This window comes from Limnohabitans sp. INBF003, assembly GCF_055396645.1.
Genome location: NZ_AP029222.1, coordinates 1441299 through 1459060, shown reverse-complemented (window position 1 = coordinate 1459060; position 17762 = coordinate 1441299). Strand labels below are relative to the sequence as shown.

Here is a 17762-nt window from a genome sequence, read left to right as displayed (position 1 = left end):
AGGCTTTTCATCCAAGCGACAATCGACCCATGTTCAAGCCCATGCCAAACAAGCCACTCTGGGACCTCTTTTGCACCGTCATCGACAACCACGGCGACCTGGGCGTGTGCTGGCGGCTGGCCCGTCAACTGGCCGATGCGGGGCAAGCAGTGCGCCTGTGGGTGGACGATGCCTCGGCCCTGGCCTGGATGGCACCAGAAGCTTTGCAAGCCCAATTGCCCAACATCCAGATGCTGCCCTGGGCCGAAGCCAGCGATCAGGCCTTCTTGGCGAGCTTGCCGCCTGCCGATGTCTGGATCGAAGCCTTTGGTTGCACCCTGCCCGAAGCCTTTGTGGCGCACGCTGTGAACACGCGCCCAAAGCAACCCGCCTGGATCAACCTCGAATACCTGAGCGCCGAAAGCTGGGTGCCTCGCATGCACGGCCTGCCTTCGCCCGTGATGAGCGGCCCAGCAAAGGGTTGGACCAAGACCTTCTTTTATCCAGGCTTCACGCCCGACACGGGCGGCCTGCTGCGCGAAACCGACCTGCTGGCCCGGCAACAAAACTTTGATCGCACCGGGTGGCGTCAAAAGCACGCCCCCAACCTGGCACCGGGTTTCCTGCTGATCAGCCTGTTTTGCTACGAACCGGCAGCCCTGCCCCAGCTGCTGGCGCAACTGGCGGGCACGCCGCACCACCTGCTGGTGACACCAGGTCGGCCGCTGGCGGCGGTGCAGCAAGCGCTCAAGGGCATGACCGAACAACCAAACTGGAGCGCCCTGCCCTACACAACTCAAGACGGTTTTGACGAAATGCTCTGGGCCTGCGACCTCAACTTCGTGCGCGGCGAAGACTCACTGGTGCGGGCCCTGTGGGCAGGCCAACCCTTCGGCTGGCACATCTACCCACAAGACGACAACGCCCACCACGACAAGCTAGAGGCGTTTTTGGAGTGGATGCAGGTGCCGGATAGCTTGTGCAAGGCGCATCGGATTTGGAATGGGGTGGAGGCAGGCGAATGGCCCGTCATCACTAGCCCCCAAATGGCCGATTGGACTGCGTGCGTTCAGGCTGCGCGGCAACAGCTGTCAAGCCAAAGAGACTTGACGAGCCAATTGATGGCTCACATTTCGAGTACGCCCACAGCATCTTCAACTTGTCATCGCTGACAAAACCGCAGACGCCAAGCGTGTTCTTGCCCCATCACACCGCCACCTTTTGCAGCTCTCACCGATAATTGCGCCCCATGTCCTTGATCAACACCCTCTTCCCCTTAGGCTGGCAGCACTACCTGCTGGGCGGCCTGACGATTGGCGCTGGCGTGGCGCTGCTTTATTTGTTCAACGGCTGGGTTGGCGGCATGAGCTCCGTCTTTTCCAGCAGTTGGTCCTTCGTGTCCAAACGGGCGTTTTTCCAGCAAGAGCGCTTTGTCAGCACCCGCCACTGGCGGCTGGTGTACGCGCTGGGCGTGGTGCTGGGGGCGCTGGTTTGGCGGTTCACGCTGGCGGGTGGCGAAGCGCAGCACACCAGCGTGCCTGCGTGGCAGCTGCTGATGGGCGGCTTTTTGGTGGGCTACGGTGCGCGTCTGGGCAATGGCTGCACATCCGGTCACGGCATTTGTGGCCTGGGCTCATTGCAGCTGCCTTCGCTGGGCGCGGTGCTCACCTTCATGGCCACCGCCTTCATGACCGCCAACCTGATGGCCATCACTACGAAAGGCCTGGCATGAACAACTTGAACCCTCACACACTGACCCTGCCCAAAGCGCTGGTCACCCTGGTCGCCGGGGCCTTGTTTGGCTTTGGCCTGTCGCTGGCCACCATGGTGCAGCCTGACGTGGTTTTGAGCTTTCTGCGCTTTCAGGACTGGGGCCTGATGCTGGTCATGGGCGGTGCCGCAGGCTTGGCCATGCTGGCTTACAAAGGTTTTCCGCGCTGGCTGTCTCGTCCCTTGCTGGGGGGTGAGTTCCTGACGCAACCGGCGAGCTGGAACCGCGAGACCGTGATCGGCTCGGCCATCTTTGGCGTGGGCTGGGGATTGTCGGGCGTGTGCCCCGGCCCGGCGATTGCGGCCTTGGGCACGGGCAACACCGACATCCTGTGGGCCTTGGGTGGTATTGTGCTGGGCGCTCTGGCCCATGGCCTGACGGCGCGGGACTGAGTGCCTGCGGGCACCTTCAACCCAAAAGCCAAGCCCCACAGGTTAGAATAATGGGCTTGGCTTCAAGTCACCCCTTTTCATTTCAGACTCAATTCCTATGAAAACCGCTCAAGAAATCCGCGTCGGCAACGTCATCATGCACGGCAAAGACCCCATGGTCGTCCTGCGCACCGAATACCAACGCGGCGGTCGTGGCTCGTCCACCGTGCGCATGAAGCTCAAAAGCCTGATCGCCAACTTCGGCACCGAAGTCGTGTTCCGCGCCGACGACAAGATGGACCAGGTCATTCTGGACAAGAAAGAGTGCACCTACTCTTACTTTGCCGACCCGATGTACGTCTGCATGGACACCGAGTTCAACCAGTACGAAGTCGAAGCCACCAACATGGGCGACGCCCTGAACTACCTCGAAGACGGCATGGAACTCGAAGTGGTGTTCTACAACGAGAAAGCCATCTCGGTCGAATTGCCCACCAGCGTGGTGCGCGAGATCACTTGGACCGAGCCCGCCGTCAAAGGCGACACCTCCGGCAAAGTGCTCAAGCCCGCCAAGATCGCCACCGGCTTGGAAGTGCCTGTGCCTTTGTTTGTGGCCCAAGGCGACAAGATCGAAATCGACACACGCACTGGCGAATACCGCAAGCGCGTCTGATCGAAGACGACGTCCGAAGAAAGCCCCGCAAGGGGCTTTTTTCATGGGCGTTTCGCAGGTCAAGCCGATTCCAACGCCTCCGTGCAAAGGCACAATGGCAGCATGCAATCGATTCAAGACCTCCAAGCGCCCTCTTTGCCCCACGCCTGGGCCGAAACACAAACCGAGTTCCACGATGCTGGCATGCTGGAGCCGCAAGCCAGTCGTCTGGCCTTTGCCGATCCTGAATTTTTGCTGCGGCGCGAGACCCGGGGCATACGATTTCAGCTTGAAATGCTCAAACCCGATTTGGCGCAAACCGAGGCAGGGATAGAACACACGGTGGTGGTCTTCGGCAGCGCCCGCTTCCCGGACATGGCCACGGCGCAGGCCAAACTGCAGTCGGCGACACAAAGCGGCCAGCGGCAAGAGATTGCGCAAGCTGAAACCGACGTGCGCAACGCACAACATTACGAAAACGCCAGAAACTTTGCCCACTTGGTGGCCCGGTCTTGCACGCGCCTGCCCGATGACGAAAAGCTGTTCATCTGCACAGGCGGCGGCCCCGGCATCATGGAAGCGGCCAACCGGGGGGCGCAAGAAGCGGGCGCCCCATCGGTCGCGCTCAACATCGCCCTGCCCCACGAACAGCACCCCAACCCTTACGTCACGCCGGATCTGAGCTTCAAGTTCCATTACTTTGCGCTGCGCAAAATGCACTTCATGATGCGTGCCAAGGCTTTGGTGGCTTTTCCGGGTGGCTTCGGCACGCTGGATGAGCTGTTTGAAGTGATGACGCTGGTGCAAACGCGCAAAGCACGCCCGGTGCCGATCTTGCTGTTTGGCACGGACTACTGGAAACGCCTGATCAACATGGAGGTGCTGGTGGAAGAAGGCACCATTTCCAGAGAAGACCTGAAGCTGTTCAGCTACGTGGACACGCCGGAAGCGGCGTGGCAGGTCATTTGTGACTTCTACCAGTTGGATATTCCTGCCCTGTAGGAGGTCGCCCCTGCAGCCGAATCTGCGCACACAGCGGTCGAGCGGATATTCGCGAGCAGGGGCTCGCTCCAACAAACACAGGGCCAGAGCACTCAGTGTCTTTTGTCGGGACGAAGCCCCCAAGCGGCACGCGAGCCCCAACCCACGGCGGCCCCCACCACCCAAAACACCGGGGCCACACCCGCCACAGCGCCTGCTGCGCCAAACAGCATGGGCATGAGCACGCTGGACGCGTTGATGCTCATCAGCCGCAAACCCAGTGCTTCGCCTTGCCGGTGCTTGGGCGTGATCTGGTGCAAGGTGCTCATGATCATGGGCTGCACCGCGCCCAGCACCAAGCCCAGCAGCACCGAGCACAGCCCCATGCTCCAAGGCGTGGGCATGAAGGGGTAAAGGCCAAACAAGAGCGCGGTGCAGACCATGGCTCCTGTGATGATCTGGTGCTCTTGCACATGGCGCGAAATCCAGGGCAAACACACCCGAATGAACGCTGCAGCGATGGCGAAAGCACCGAGGATGGTGCCCACCACCGAGGCACTGAAGCCCCGCTCGTGGCCCAGCACAGGCACCACAAAGGTGTGCACATCCCAGCAAGAAGACAGCAGCCAATTCACACCCAGCAAGCGCCGCATCATGGGTTCGGCCAGCAGGTCCATGGCACGGCGCGGTGCAGCGTTGTCAATGGCCTTGGGGCTGTGCAGCTCAGGCACCCTGCGCACCCAGAACCAGGTGCTCAATGGCAACACCGCCATCAACAAGAAGGCCCACCGAAAGCCCGTGACATGAGCAGGCTCCGGCCCGGCGTAGTCGATCAACAAGCCCGCCAGCACCGGCCCCAAAAAGTTGGAAATGGCCGGGCCAATCGACAACCAGCTGAAGGCCGCCTTGAGTTCGGCCGGGTCTTTGGCCATGCGCCCAACGTGGCGCTGCAAAGAAATGACGGCCATGCCCGTGGCACCGCCAGTGGCCAGGGCGCTCACGCACATGACCGGGAAAATCGGCCACAACACCGAAAGCCCGGCCCCCACAGACGACATGGCCACGCTGATCAGCAAGGGCTTTTTGAGGCCTTTGCGGTCGGCATAACGCCCTGCAGGCAAAGCCAGAAACACCTGGGTCAAGGCAAACAAGGCCAGCAATGCGCCCACCGCCATGGCGCTGAAACCCTGTTTGAGGGCCAGCAAAGGGATCGCCATGCGCATGCCCGCCATGCACGCGTGCAAGAAAACCTGTCCTGCAATGAGTCGAGGCAAGGGGTGCTTCATGCCGGCTCAGCCTGCCCAGACTGCGTTGTCAAACGTCACCGCCGGGCAACAGCGCTTGCGCTTCGGGTTCGGGCAAGGCATCGACCTGGCGCAGTGCCCGGTTCATCACATTGCTGCGGGTTTGGGCCTGGTCCAGCGTGTTGAGCACGGTTTGCGTCTGGTTGCGCACCTTGTCCAGCACATCGCCAAACTTGCCAAACTCGGTCTTGACCGCGCCCAGCACCTGCCAAACTTCGCTGGAGCGCTTTTCAAGGGCCAGCGTGCGAAAACCCATTTGCAGCGCATTGAGCAAGGCCATCAAGTTGGTCGGGCCAGCCAAGGTGACGCGGTGGTCGCGCTGCAAGCTTTCCATCAAGCCGGGGCGGCGCAGCACCTCGGCATACAGGCCTTCGGTGGGCAAGAACAGGATGGCAAAGTCGGTGGTGTGCGGCGGCTCGAGGTATTTCTCGGCAATCGACTTGGCTTCGAGCTTGATGCGGGTTTCCAGCGCCTTGGCGCACAGCTCGGCCTGCACCGGGTCGGCACGGCCTTGCGCTTCGAGCAGGCGCTCGTAGTCTTCGTTGGGGAACTTGGCGTCGATCGGCAGCCACACAGGCTGGCCACTGTCGGATCGGCCGGGCAGGCGGATGGCAAAGTCCACCCGGTTTTTGTCGCCGGGGCGCGTGGCCACTTGCACGGCGTATTGCTCAGGCGTGAGCACTTGTTCGAGCAGCGACGCCAGCTGGGCCTCGCCGAACATGCCACGCGTCTTGACGTTGGTCAGCAAGTGCTTGAGGTCGCCCACGCCTTGGGCCAGGTTGTGCATTTCGCCCAAGCCTTTATGCACTTGCTCGAGGCGTTCGGCCACTTGTTTGAAGCTCTCGCCCAGACGGGCCTGCAGGGTGGCCTGGAGTTTTTCATCCACGGTCTGGCGCATTTCGTCCAGCTTGGCGGCGTTGCTTTGCTGCAGTTGGGCCAGCTGTGTTTCCATGGTGCCGCGCATCTCGGTCAGGCGACGCGCATTGGCTTCTGACAAAGCATTGACCTGCTGCGCCAAGCTGTCGGTCAGGCTTTTTTGAAGCAAAGCCAGTTGCTGGGCCAATGCGTCGATCTGCTGGTTTTGCGTGCGGGTGGCCTCGGCGCTTTGCTGCAACAGCGATTGCTGGAACAAGGTAAGCGTCTGCATGGACTCTTGACGACCTTGCACAGCAGATTGGCTGATTTCGGTACGCAACTCGCGCTCCAGCCGTTCGGTCTGGGCTTGCACAGCGGCAAACTGCTGGTGCTGCCAGGCCATTTGCTCTGCGGCTGTCTTTGCTGCTTGATCTGCGTCTTCAACTGGGGCGGTCTTGGAGCGGAACAGCAAAACCAAAAGCACCAGCAGGTTGAGCCCCGCGAGGGCAAACATGACCCATTCGTTCATGCCACAGCGCCTGGCAAGGTGTTGAGGGGGGTCAGCGCCTGGCCACGGGTCAGGTAAGCCACCAGGTTGTCAGCTGCCAGTTGGGCCATGGCCCGACGGGTCTTGACCGTGGCGCTGGCGATGTGGGGGGTCAGCACCACGTTGGGAATCTTGAGCAAGTCGGGGTGCACCTGGGGCTCGCCCTCGAACACATCTAGGCCTGCAGCGGTAATCTGCCCTGCAGCCAAGGCCTTGGCCAAAGCCGCATCGTCCACGATGCCGCCGCGTGCGATGTTGATCAGGGTGGCGGTGGGCTTCATCAGCGCCAACTCGGCCACGCCAATGGTGTGGTGCGATTCGGCGCTGTAAGGCACCACCAGCATCACATGGTCGGCTGTTTGCAGCAGATCTTGTTTGGACACATAGCGGGCTTTGCACTCGGCCTCCAACTCAGGGCTCAACCGCGAGCGGTTGTGGTAGATCACGTTCATGCCAAAGCCATGCGCCGCACGGCGGGCAATGCCCTGCCCGATGCGGCCCATGCCGATGATGCCGATGGTCGAACCATGCACCTCGGCCCCGGCAAACATGTCGTAGCTCCATTTTGTCCACTTTCCGGCTCGCAAAAAATGCTCGCTTTCGGTGATGCGCCGCGCAGTGGCCATGAACAACGCAAAGCCGAAATCGGCCGTGGTTTCGGTCAGCACGTCGGGCGTGTTGGTGGCCAAAACGCCTGCAGCCGTCATGGCCGGTACGTCGAAATTGTTGTAGCCCACAGCCATGTTGGCCACGATTTTGAGCTGCGGGTTAGCTTGCAAGAGCGCCGCGTCGATGCGCTCACTGCCGGTGGTCAATGCCCCCACTTTGCCTTGCATGCGACGGGTCAGCTCGGCGGCAGACCAGACTTCGTCGGCCTGGTTGCTCTCCACTTTGAAGTGAGAGGACAAAACATCCAGCACATCAGGAAAAATCGCACGGGCGACCAAAATCTCAGGTTGATTCATCATATTTTTCGATCCAAAGGCCCTTGAGGCTCAATGTGTCAGTTGGAATTGAACCATGTAAACAACAGCACCCGCTAAATAGCCCAGCAAAGCCCAACTGCTGATTTTTTTGGCATACCAAACGAAATCAATTTTTTCAAGGCCCATGGCCGCCACACCTGCAGCAGACCCAATAATCAAGATCGAGCCACCAGTGCCGGCGCAATAGGCGAGAAACTCCCACAAGAAACTGTCCGTGGGGTATTGCTGCAAGCTGTACATGCCCATGGAAGCGGCAACCAGCGGCACGTTGTCAACGACCGCGCTCACCAGGCCGATGATGACCACGATGACATCCTGACGCCCCACGGTCCGGTCCAGCCATTGGGCCAATGACGACAGGATGTGGGTGTGCTCGAGCGTGGCCACCGCCAGCAAAATGCCCACAAAGAACAACACCGCGCTCATGTCAATACGGGTCAAAGCACTGACCAAGGTGAGGTGCGACTTTGCATCGTCTTCCTTGTCTTTGTGCACCACATCGCCCACCAGCCACAACAAACCCAAACCCAACAAAATGCCCATGAAGGGCGGCAAATGGGTGACGCCTTTGAACACAGGCACGGCCATCAGAATGCCCAAGCCCAGGAAAAACATCAGATTACGCTCAAATGCCGTAGTTCCGGCCTCGTCGACACCGTCTTTTCGAACAGGCGCTTGCACAGCGCGCCCGCGCAACACCCAAGCCATGACCGACAAAGGTACCAGCAAACTCACGATGGAAGGCAGGAACAAACCTTTCATGATCTCCAGCGCGGTGATTTGCCCCCCGATCCAAAGCATGGTCGTCGTCACATCGCCAATGGGCGTCCACGCGCCACCTGCATTGGCGGCGATCACAATCGCGCCCGCAAAAAAGAGACGGTCTTCGCGCTTGTCGAGCAACTTTTTCATCAAGGACACCATGACGATGGCCGTGGTCAGGTTGTCCAGTACCGCACTCAGAAAGAAAGTCACCAAGCCGACCAACCACATCAACCGGGACAGTGAGCTTGTCTTGATACGCGAGGTCAAAACCTCAAATCCGTTGTGCGCATCGATCACTTCGACAATGGCCATGGCCCCCATCAGGAAAAACACGATTTGCGCCGTAGACATCAGGGACTCACCCAATTCATGCGACACCGCAGCAGGGTCGTTGGTGCCTATGGCATAAATGGTCCAGAGGAGGCCCGCGCCCAGCAAAGCCGTTGCGGTTTTATTCACTTGCAGCGGGTGTTCAAGCGCAATGGCCGCATAGGCGAACACAAATACAAGAATCAAAAGGGTCAGCATGAAGGGCATCTTTCAGTATCAGTGCACAGAGACCGGCTGGTCAATTTCAAAAACCTGGCGCAAATAAGCCAAATACTTTTCGTCATCGCACATGCCCTTGCCAGGTGTGTCTGACAACTTGGCGACGGGTTGACCGTTGCAGCGGGTCATCTTGATGACGATCTGCAAGGGCTCATAACCCAGGTCATTGGTCAGGTTGGTACCTACACCAAAAGCCAGTTGGCAGCGCCCACGAAATTGCTCGAACAGCTCAATGGTGCGTGGAATGGTCAGGCTGTCGCTGAAGATCAGCGTCTTGGTTTTGGGGTTGACCCGGTTGTGCTGGTAGTGCGCGATCATGCGCTCGCCCCAGCTGAATGGGTCGCCACTGTCGTGGCGTGCGCCGTCGAACAGCTTGCAGAAATACAGGTCAAAGTCGCGCAGGAAGGCATTGAAGCCATACACATCGCTCAGGGCAATGCCCAAGTCCCCACGGTATTCCTTGGCCCACGACTCAAAAGCAAAAATCTGGCTGTCGCGCAAACGCGGCCCCAGCGCCTGGCAGGCCTGCAAATACTCATGCGCCATGGTGCCCAGCGGGGTCAGGCCCAGCAAATAGGCGTAATACACATTGCTCGTACCCGCAAACTGGCCCGTAGGGCCGGTGCCCAGACGGGCAGACAACACGCGCAGCACTTCTTCGTGCCAGGCCCGTGAAAAGCGGCGGCGGGTGCCGTAGTCGGCAATCTTCAGGGTCTCCAGACCGGGGGCCTGCAACTGGGCGATTTTGGTGTCCAGGCGGCGACGGCCTTCCATGAGGTCAGGCACCTTCTGGGTGTTGCGAAAGTACACCTCGTTGACGATGGCCAGCACCGGGATTTCAAACAAGATCGTATGCAACCAGGGGCCCTGGATGGTGATGTCGATCTCGCCCGAGGGCAGCGCCGTGACCTGGATGTACTTTTCGTTGAGTTTGAACAGGTCCAGAAAATCGACGAAGTCGCTCTTGATGAAGCGCAGCGAGCGCAGGTATTGCAGCTCGCCTTCCTTGAAACTCAGGCTGCACAGCGAGCGGATTTCCTGGCGAATCTCGTTCACAAACGGGGCCAGTGCCACGCCGGGGTTGCGACACTTGAACTTGTATTCGACCTGCGCCCCCGGAAACTGGTGCAGCACGACCTGCATCATGGTGAATTTGTACAGGTCGGTGTCGAGCAGGCTGGTGATAATCATGGCAGGTGGTATCTGCCCCACAAGACCGGGGCGACGCAAAAGACTGGAAGGCTGATATTAACCAAATATGACAGCGGGGCTGATTGATCCGCTAAGATCGCTTCGGGTGTTGCGTCACTGTCGGAGCAACAGGTTTTTGCGAAGGTCGGGCCGCCTCGCAACCGGAGTTTTCCCATGCCTATCCCTGTGCCCATCCCTGTGCCCATCGTTTTGCAATGGCTCGCTGCTGCCGTTTTTGCGCTGGCCCTGATTCACTCGTTTTCCACCCGCCATGTCGAGCAGCTGGCCCACAAGCACCCGCGCCATGCCGGTCTTTGGCATCTGCTGGGCGAGGTCGAGGTTGTTTTCGGGCTCTGGGCGAGCTTGCTGATGGTCCTGTCATTTCTGCTGATAGGCCAAACCCAAACCTTGGCCTATTTGGAGTCTCGCAACTTCACAGAGCCCCTGTTCGTCTTTGCCGTGATGGTGGTCGCGGGCACTCGTCCGGTCTTGACGCTTGCAAATCAGCTGGTCGTGCGACTGGCCGCCTTATTGCCCGGGCCGCAGAGCTTGCCCACTTACTTCTTGGTCATGGCCCTGGTCCCGCTGCTGGGGTCGTTCATCACCGAGCCTGCCGCCATGACATTGGGTGCACTGCTGCTGCGCGACACGCTCTTTAAACATGCGGTGTCCAATCGGCTGAAATACGCGACATTGGGTGTGCTGTTCGTCAACGTGTCGATTGGCGGGACCCTGACACCGTTTGCGGCCCCCCCGGTGCTCATGGTTGCCCATGTCTGGCAGTGGGATTTTGCGTTCATGCTCCAGACCTTTGGCTGGAAAGCCGCCCTGGCTGTGCTCGTCAATGCCTTGGGCGCCAGCGGGCTGTTCCACCGGGAACTGGCCGCACTGCCCTCGACTCCACCGCCACAAGGTACAGCTGTCCCGGCCAGCATCAAGCTCATGCACCTGCTGTTTTTAGGCGGCCTCGTCTTGTTTGCCCACCACCCGGTGGTGTTCATTGGGCTGCTGTTGCTGTTTTTGGGGTTTGCCACCGCTTGGCGCGAACACCAAAGTCCGCTGATATTGCGCGAAGCGCTGTTGGTGTCATTTTTTCTGGCAGGGCTGGTGGTTCTGGGTGGCTTGCAACAGTGGTGGCTCGAACCTTTGCTGCTGGGTTTGCCGTCCGAAGCTGTTTTCTACGGCGCTTTGGCGCTCACCGCCATCACAGACAACGCAGCCATCACCTACCTGGGCTCGCTGGTGCCGGGCTTGAGTGCCGACTTCAAGGTGGCGCTGGTGGCAGGTGCAGTCACAGGCGGCGGACTCACGCTGATCGCCAATGCACCCAACCCGGCTGGCGCGGCCATTCTGAAAGCGTATTTTCCGGACAACACCATCGCGCCCTTGAAGCTTTTATGGGCAGCCATTCCGCCCACCGTGGTGGCAGCACTGGCATTCCGCTGGCTTTGAGCCCCGCTCAGGCCAGACGCCCCCCCACCAGCGTCAGCACCCGCTGCGCGTGCCCAGCGAGGATCTGGTTTTGCTCGGCCACCAGCATGGCCACGCCTTCGCGGGCCAGCTGCAGCAGGGCGTCGCGCATGGCGGCCACCAATACCGGCGCAATGCCTTCGCAAGGCTCGTCCAGCAACAACAAACGGGGGCCTGTCATCAGCGTGCGGGCCAGGGCCAGCATTTGCTGCTCGCCGCCGCTCATCTGACTGGACGGGCGCTGCAGCATGGATTCCAGCTGCGGAAACAGGGACAGCACACGCTGGTAACGCGCTGCGGGGGTGCCCTGCCCTGCAGTCTGCGCTGCAATCCAGAGGTTGTCGTGGACCGACAGGCCGGTGAACAAGCGGCGGTCTTCAGGCACAAAGCCCAGCCCCGCTTTGGCGCGGCTGTGGGCTGGCCACGAAGCGATAGACTGGCCGTCCCACCGGATCTGACCTTGCACACGCGGGCCAATGCCAATCAAGGCTTGCAAGAGCGTGGATTTGCCCGCTCCGTTCAGCCCTTGCAGCACCACCAGTTCGCCATCGCTCACGTGCAGGCGCACGTCAAACAAGGCTTGGGCGTGGCCATAGAAAGCACTCAGGCCGTCAACGTCCAGCATGCCGCAAGCCTTTCACGTCGAAATCAAGCCCCAAATAGCGTTCGCGCACCTGCGGGTCTTGCGCCACCGTGTCGGGCGTGCCATCGGCCACCAGCCGCCCTTGCATCAGCACCAGCACCCGGTCGGCCACGCCAAAAACAGCATCCATGTTGTGCTCGGTGTAGAGCACCGTGACGCCTTGAGCCGCCACCTGACGCACCAAAGCCATCATGTCGGCCCGCTCGGCCAGGGCCAGCCCGGCAGCGGGTTCGTCCAGCAACAGCAAAGACGGCCCCTGCTTGGGCAGGCCCGCCAAGGCCATGGCCAGCTCCAGCCGCTTTTTGGCGCCATAAGGCAAATCGGCCACGGTGGCGTGGGCCAAGGCCTGCAAGCCGGCTTGGGCGGCCAACTCCAGCGCCCGCTCGGGTTGGCGTTGGTTCAAGCGGTCCCACCAGGCCAGCGGCGCAGCATCGCGCAGCACCAGCTGGATGTTTTGCAGCACGGTCAGCGCCTCGAATGTCTGAGCCACCTGAAAAGTGCGGGCCACGCCAAGCTGCTGCCTTCTGGCTGGTGTTTGGCCCAGCAAGCTCTGGCCTTGCCAGAACACCTGCCCAGCGGTGGGCGTGTGCTGCCCGGCCAGGCAGGCAAAACAGGTGGATTTGCCCGCGCCGTTGGGCCCGATCAAGGCCACGCATTGGCCGGAGGACACGTCAAAATCGACACCATCCAGGGCGCGTACGCCGCCAAAATGCTTGGCCAGGCCGCGCACCTGCAAAACGGGAGGCAACGCCAATGGCTCGGAAGCCGAGGTGCCTGGATGCATGGGGTTGGTCATGCGCGGTGCCCACCTGCCGGGCGGACACGCGCCAGCCCAAGCTGCACACCGCCCAGCACACCACTGGGGGCCAGCACCATCACGGCCATGATCACCAGCCCCAAGACGCCGCGCCAGTATTCCAGACCCTGCCCCAGTTCAGCCCCGCCCCAGATCAACAGCGCACTGCCCACGGCCGCACCCCACAACTGGTGCACGCCACCCAACAAAATGACCAGCAAGGCATCGACCGACATGGCCACAGAAGCCACCGACGGGAAAACTGCGCCCTTGAACGCCGCCCACAAGCCCCCGGCCAGGCCCGCCAGCGTGGCGCTGCCCACAAACACCTGGTAGCGCAAAGCATGCACGGGTAAACCACTGGCCGCAGCTCGCAGCGGCGCATCGCGCAAAGCCTGCAAGGCCGCACCACGGCTCGACCCCGCCACACGCGCCATACCTGCCAGCGCCAGCAACACGCCCGCGCACAGCAGCACATCCCACAGGGGCCGTTGCTCGGGATCGATCAGGCGCAGACCGATCAGGCCGTTGTCACCACCCGTGAGGCCCACCCATTGCGTGGCCCCCGCCCAAACCATTTGCGCCAAGGCCAAAGACAGCATGGCTAGGTACACGCCGCTGCTGCGCACCACCAAAGCCCCAAACACCAAAGCCACAGCCAGCGCCAGCGCCATGCCCGCCGCCAACGCCACGCCCAAATCCGCGCCGCCATTCAGGTGCGCGAGGGCCGCGCCGTAAGCGCCCAGCGCAAAAAATGCCGCGTGGCCAAAGCTGACCAAACCGCCCAGCGCCATCATCCACTGCAGGCTGAGGCCAAACAGCATCATCACCATCACGTCTTCGGCCAAGCTGCGACCATAGTCGCCCTGCCCCCAAGCCCACAGTGACAACCCCACAAAAGTGGCTACAAAAACAGCCCGGCCTGCTTGGCCGACAGGCCAAAGCGAGAACACCGGCACGCTTTCGCGTTGATCTTCATGCGCGGCTGACCCGGCCAGACCTTGCGGCCGCCAGACCAGCACCACGGCCATGGTCAAAAACACCAGCACCAGCGTGGCTTGCGGAAAAAAGCTCAGGCCCAGCGCATGGATCACGCCGATCAGCAATGCCGCCACAAAGGCCCCGCCAATGCTGCCCAAGCCCCCCGTGACCACCACCACAAAGGTCTCAACCACCACATTCACGTCCATCTGCAAGTTGGCGGGTTCGCGTGGCAACTGCAGGGCCCCAGCCAATCCGGCCAGACCGCAGCCCAGCATGACCACGCCCAGCATGAGGGGCGCGGGGTTCACACCCAGCGCATCGAGCATGTCGCGGTCTTGTGTCGCGGCCTTGACGCGCTGGCCCCACAGCGTGCGCGTGAGGAGCAGGTGCAAGCCCAGCCAGACCAGCGGGCCCAGCACCAGGGTAAACAATTGCCAGGTTGGGAAATACGACTCACCCAACTCAATGGCGCCCTTCAAGCCCGGAAAGCGCGGGGCAAAGACTTCTTCAGGCCCGAAATACCAACGCATGGCGTCGTGCAGCGCCAGGGTCAGGCCAAAGGTGGCGACCAGTTGGTACAGCTGCGGCGCATGGCGCATGCGCTTCAACAGCAGCACTTCGGTGATGGCGCCCAAAAGCGCAGCCAGACACGCGCCGATCAAGATGGCCGCCGCATAACCCCAAGCCGACTCGTCCCACGCGGGCCACCAATGGGTCACGGCATGCGCCGCCCACAAAGCGCCCAGCATGAAGAAGCTGCCATGTGCGAAGTTGACGATCCGGGTCACGCCAAAGATCAGCGTCAGCCCGGAAGCCATCAGGAACAAGGTGGTGGCGTGGCTCAGACCGTTGAGCAGTTGAAACGCCAAGCCGTCGAAACCCAAACCTGTTCCTTTCTTCTCAGATCCGCGAGGTCACTCCACCCAATGGGTGAAGTCTTGCGCCTGCACGCGGGTGGTCTGGAAGGTGTTGACCAGCGCCGATTCGTCGGCATAGCCCAGCGCCATGCCGCAAACCACCATCTCGTTCTCACCCGCGCCCACGTGGGGCAGGATGATTTTGGAAAAGCCGTTCCACGCCGCTTGCGGGCAGGTGTGCAGACCGCGTGAACGGGCAGCCACCATGACCGTTTGCAAGAACATGCCGTAGTCGAGCAGGCTGCCCCGACCCATGACTTTGTCAATGGTGAAGATCAGGCCAACAGGTGCATCAAAGAAGCGGAAGTTCTTTTGGTGCTGCTCGTGCATGCGGTCTTTGTCACCTTTGCCGATGCCCAGCACGCCGTAAAGGCCAAAACCGCATTCACGGCGACGGTCGATGTAGGGGCTGACCCATTTTTCGGGGTAATAGTCGTACGACTCGGCATATTCAGCAGCCAAGGCCGGGTTGGCGCTGATGGCATCGTGCGCGGCGCAGGTCTTGGCCACCAGTTCGTCGCGCTTGGCGCCTTGCAGCACATAGACCTTCCAGGGCTGGGTGTTGGTGCCGCTGGGGGCGCGTGCCGCGATGTCCAGCACCTCTTGCAACACGCTGCGGTCTACAGCTTTGGGCAAATAAGCGCGGGCCGAAAACCGGCTCAAGATGGCGGCATCCACGCTCGCAGAATCGTTCACGCGGGTGCTGACTTGGGGTCCGCCCAAGGTGTCAGTAGGGGAAATGCTCATGTCAAGGTCTCCAAAAATGTTTTGAGTGCTGCAGGCAGGGGCACGGGGCGGCGGGTTTCGCGGTCAACGTACACATGCACAAAATGGCCTCGGGCGGCGGTCAGATCTTCGCCTTGGGCGAACAAGCCCACCTCGTAACGCACACTCGACGTCCCCAGCTTGGCCACGCGAATGCCTGCGTCGATGGTTTGCGGGAACGCCAGCGGCGCAAAGTAAAAGCACTGGGTTTCCACCACCAGACCGATGGTCGAGCCGGAATGAATATCCAGCACGCCCTTCTCGATGAGCGTAGCGTTCACGGCGGTGTCGAACCAGCTGTAATAAACCACGTTGTTCACATGGCCGTACACGTCGTTGTCCATCCAGCGGGTGCCAATGGCGCGAAACGCCTTGTAGCTGCTGCGGGCGTCGGCTTGGGGTTTGGCAGTAGGGGTTGCGGGCGAATTCATGGCTGTTGATTGTGCCAGCGTTGCCAGTAGCCCAAAGCCACGTCCCAAGTCTGCATTTGCACCTGCACCGTGGTCTCGATGTCGTGACCATAACCTCCGCCCATGCACATCACCACAGGCCGTTTTCTTTGCCAGGCCCAGTCCATAACCGCCCGGTCACGCGCCTGCATGCCATTGGCCGTGAGCTTGAGTCGCCCCAGCCGGTCGCCTTCGTGCGGGTCAGCGCCCGCCAGGTAAATCACCAAATGTGGGTCAAACCGGTCTTGCAGGCTTTGCAGCGCCAGGTGCAAAGCGGCCAGATAAGGCTCGTCGGTGCAGCCATCGGGCAGGCCCACATCCAGGTCACTGGCTTCCTTGCGAAACGGAAAGTTCTTCTCGCCATGCAGCGACAGGGTGAACACGCTGGGGTCGTTGGCAAAGATGTGCGCCGTGCCATTGCCCTGGTGCACATCGAGGTCGATGACGGCCACATTCATTTTTTGACGGTGGTGCCGCCAGGCTTCGGCCTGCATCAGCCGGGCGGTGACGGCAATGTCATTGAACACACAAAATCCGCCGCCCTTGTGGGCGTAGGCATGGTGCGTGCCCCCTGCCAGGTTGCCCGCCACACCCTGGGCCAACGCATCGCGGGCTGCAGCCACCGTGGCACCCACCGAACGGCGGGCCCGCTCGGCCATGGCCGGGCTCCAGGGGAAACCGATCTCGCGCTGCAAGGCCGCATCCAGCCCCCCGTTCGAGACACCTTGTATGTAGGCTGGCGTGTGCACCAGTGCCAACTCGCCATCGCTGGCGGCGGGTGCCTCGCGCATCAACACACCGGGCAGCTCGGCGGTCAGCCGGTCTCGCAGGCGGCTGTACTTGCGCATGGGAAAGCGGTGGCCTTCGGGCAGGGGCAAAACAAAGTGGTCGGCGTAATAGGCGTGCATGGAGCGGCGAAGAGAAGACCCCGATTCTAGAAAACCCTCTCTAAACTGAGCCCGAAGATGGCCAATCCCCTTGCAATACCCCATGGAAACCCTAAAATTCAAACCATGCTGCACTGCAACAATGTTGTACGGCCCAGGCCAGTTTCGGCGCAGTCTTTTTGAAACCCCTCTTAATTTTTTGATCTGGAGATCCTCATGATGACCGCTGAACAAATCGTCGCCTCGCACAAAGCCAACGTTGAAACCCTGTTTGGTTTGACCGCCAAAGCCTTCGAAGGCGTGGAAAAACTGGTTGAACTGAACCTGAGCGCCGCCAAAGCCGCACTGGACGAGTCCTCCAACAGCACCCAAGCCGTGTTGAGCGTGAAAGACGCACAAGACCTGCTGGCCATGCAAGCCAACCTGTTCCAGCCTTTGGCTGAAAAGACCGCGGCTTACAGCCGTCACCTGTACGACATCGCTTCCGGCACCGGTGGCGAGTTCACCAAGGCTTTTGAAGCCCAAGCTGCTGCTGCTCAAAAGCAGTTCGCCAATTTGGTGGACAGCGCCGCTCAAAACGCCCCAGCAGGTTCCGAGCAAGCCGTGGCCATGATGAAGGGTGCCGTGACTGCTGCCAACAGCGCTTTCGAATCCGTGCAAAAAGCCGTCAAGCAAGCCACCGATCTGGCCGAGTCCAACTTGGCTTCGGTGACCCAGTCTGCTGCACCTAAAGCTGCCAAAAAGAAGTGATTATTTGAGGCCAGTCGGGCGGCCTCAGCCGTCGACTGCTCTCTTTGCAAGTTGTCTCCTCGGATCTCTTTGAATTTCGTCTGGGAAACAGGGATCCCTTCAAGGGCTGGTCGCAAGACCAGCCCTTTTTTTATGCTCAGAACCAAGCTG

18 protein-coding genes are annotated in these 17762 nt (G+C 60.9%); 7 read left to right on the top strand and 11 right to left on the bottom strand.

Annotation, left to right across the window (positions count from 1 at the left end; translation table 11 throughout):
* Positions 1 to 29 precede the first annotated feature (29 nt).
* The 5 genes from earP to ACZ5VE_RS06625 all read left to right on the top strand — a co-directional run bounded on the left by earP (position 30) and on the right by ACZ5VE_RS06625 (position 3775).
* Complete coding sequence (gene earP, locus ACZ5VE_RS06645; protein ID WP_464457220.1) at positions 30 to 1151, top strand: elongation factor P maturation arginine rhamnosyltransferase EarP; 1122 nt, start codon at positions 30 to 32, stop codon at positions 1149 to 1151.
* A gap of 77 nt (positions 1152 to 1228) precedes the next feature.
* The gene (locus ACZ5VE_RS06640; protein ID WP_464457219.1) at positions 1229 to 1711 is read left to right on the top strand and encodes a YeeE/YedE family protein; all 483 of its coding nucleotides are present in this window, start codon (positions 1229 to 1231) and stop codon (positions 1709 to 1711) included.
* Positions 1708 to 2142: a DUF6691 family protein gene (locus tag ACZ5VE_RS06635; protein ID WP_464457218.1), complete on the top strand. Its 435-nt coding sequence runs from the start codon at positions 1708 to 1710 to the stop codon at positions 2140 to 2142. Before ACZ5VE_RS06640 ends, ACZ5VE_RS06635 begins: the two co-directional genes overlap by 4 nt.
* A gap of 97 nt (positions 2143 to 2239) precedes the next feature.
* Positions 2240 to 2794 (top strand): elongation factor P, encoded by a 555-nt coding sequence (gene efp, locus ACZ5VE_RS06630; protein ID WP_019428864.1) that lies wholly within the window; start codon positions 2240 to 2242, stop codon positions 2792 to 2794.
* A gap of 102 nt (positions 2795 to 2896) precedes the next feature.
* Positions 2897 to 3775 (top strand): LOG family protein, encoded by an 879-nt coding sequence (locus ACZ5VE_RS06625; protein ID WP_464457217.1) that lies wholly within the window; start codon positions 2897 to 2899, stop codon positions 3773 to 3775.
* Positions 3776 to 3867: 92 nt separating this feature from the next.
* Here the strand turns inward: ACZ5VE_RS06625 and ACZ5VE_RS06620 are convergent, their stop codons facing one another.
* From ACZ5VE_RS06620 to pncB, 5 genes are read right to left on the bottom strand one after another with little or no spacing between them, the layout of a single operon-like run.
* Positions 3868 to 5040: an MFS transporter gene (locus ACZ5VE_RS06620; RefSeq protein WP_464457216.1), complete on the bottom strand. Its 1173-nt coding sequence runs from the start codon at positions 5038 to 5040 to the stop codon at positions 3868 to 3870.
* A 28-nt stretch (positions 5041 to 5068) separates the two neighbouring features.
* Complete coding sequence (locus ACZ5VE_RS06615) at positions 5069 to 6442, bottom strand: DNA recombination protein RmuC (protein ID WP_464457215.1); 1374 nt, start codon at positions 6440 to 6442, stop codon at positions 5069 to 5071.
* Positions 6439 to 7425, bottom strand: a complete 987-nt coding sequence (locus ACZ5VE_RS06610; RefSeq protein ID WP_464457453.1) for a 2-hydroxyacid dehydrogenase — start codon at positions 7423 to 7425, stop codon at positions 6439 to 6441. Before ACZ5VE_RS06610 ends, ACZ5VE_RS06615 begins: the two co-directional genes overlap by 4 nt.
* 30 nt (positions 7426 to 7455) lie before the next feature.
* Entirely contained in the window at positions 7456 to 8739 is a 1284-nt protein-coding gene (nhaD, locus tag ACZ5VE_RS06605) for a sodium:proton antiporter NhaD (protein WP_464457214.1), read from the bottom strand.
* Positions 8740 to 8757: 18 nt separating this feature from the next.
* Positions 8758 to 9951, bottom strand: coding sequence for a nicotinate phosphoribosyltransferase (pncB, locus tag ACZ5VE_RS06600; RefSeq protein ID WP_464457213.1), 1194 nt, complete (start codon positions 9949 to 9951; stop codon positions 8758 to 8760).
* Between the two features lie 174 nt (positions 9952 to 10125).
* Between pncB and ACZ5VE_RS06595 the strand changes: the two genes are divergently transcribed.
* On the top strand, positions 10126 to 11403 hold the full coding sequence (locus tag ACZ5VE_RS06595) for a putative Na+/H+ antiporter (protein WP_464457212.1): 1278 nt from the start codon (positions 10126 to 10128) through the stop codon (positions 11401 to 11403).
* Between the two features lie 7 nt (positions 11404 to 11410).
* On the opposite strand, the gene ACZ5VE_RS06590 is transcribed toward ACZ5VE_RS06595, so the two are convergent.
* From ACZ5VE_RS06590 to ACZ5VE_RS06565, 6 genes are read right to left on the bottom strand one after another with little or no spacing between them, the layout of a single operon-like run.
* Positions 11411 to 12046, bottom strand: coding sequence for an ABC transporter ATP-binding protein (locus tag ACZ5VE_RS06590; RefSeq protein ID WP_464457211.1), 636 nt, complete (start codon positions 12044 to 12046; stop codon positions 11411 to 11413).
* Positions 12033 to 12860: an ABC transporter ATP-binding protein gene (locus ACZ5VE_RS06585; protein ID WP_464457210.1), complete on the bottom strand. Its 828-nt coding sequence runs from the start codon at positions 12858 to 12860 to the stop codon at positions 12033 to 12035. The genes ACZ5VE_RS06590 and ACZ5VE_RS06585 overlap by 14 nt, the downstream gene beginning before the upstream one ends.
* Positions 12857 to 14728, bottom strand: coding sequence for an ABC transporter permease (locus ACZ5VE_RS06580; RefSeq protein WP_464457209.1), 1872 nt, complete (start codon positions 14726 to 14728; stop codon positions 12857 to 12859). Before ACZ5VE_RS06580 ends, ACZ5VE_RS06585 begins: the two co-directional genes overlap by 4 nt.
* Positions 14729 to 14758: 30 nt before the next feature.
* Complete coding sequence (locus ACZ5VE_RS06575) at positions 14759 to 15508, bottom strand: nitroreductase (protein ID WP_464457208.1); 750 nt, start codon at positions 15506 to 15508, stop codon at positions 14759 to 14761.
* Positions 15505 to 15957 carry an acyl-CoA thioesterase gene (locus tag ACZ5VE_RS06570; protein WP_464457207.1) on the bottom strand — a complete coding sequence of 151 codons (453 nt, stop codon included), beginning with the start codon at positions 15955 to 15957 and terminating at the stop codon, positions 15505 to 15507. The genes ACZ5VE_RS06575 and ACZ5VE_RS06570 overlap by 4 nt, the downstream gene beginning before the upstream one ends.
* Entirely contained in the window at positions 15954 to 16883 is a 930-nt protein-coding gene (locus ACZ5VE_RS06565) for a histone deacetylase family protein (protein ID WP_464457206.1), read from the bottom strand. Before ACZ5VE_RS06565 ends, ACZ5VE_RS06570 begins: the two co-directional genes overlap by 4 nt.
* A gap of 195 nt (positions 16884 to 17078) precedes the next feature.
* Between ACZ5VE_RS06565 and ACZ5VE_RS06560 the strand changes: the two genes are divergently transcribed.
* The gene (locus ACZ5VE_RS06560; protein WP_464457205.1) at positions 17079 to 17612 is read left to right on the top strand and encodes a phasin family protein; all 534 of its coding nucleotides are present in this window, start codon (positions 17079 to 17081) and stop codon (positions 17610 to 17612) included.
* The last annotated feature ends 150 nt before the right edge of the window (positions 17613 to 17762 follow it).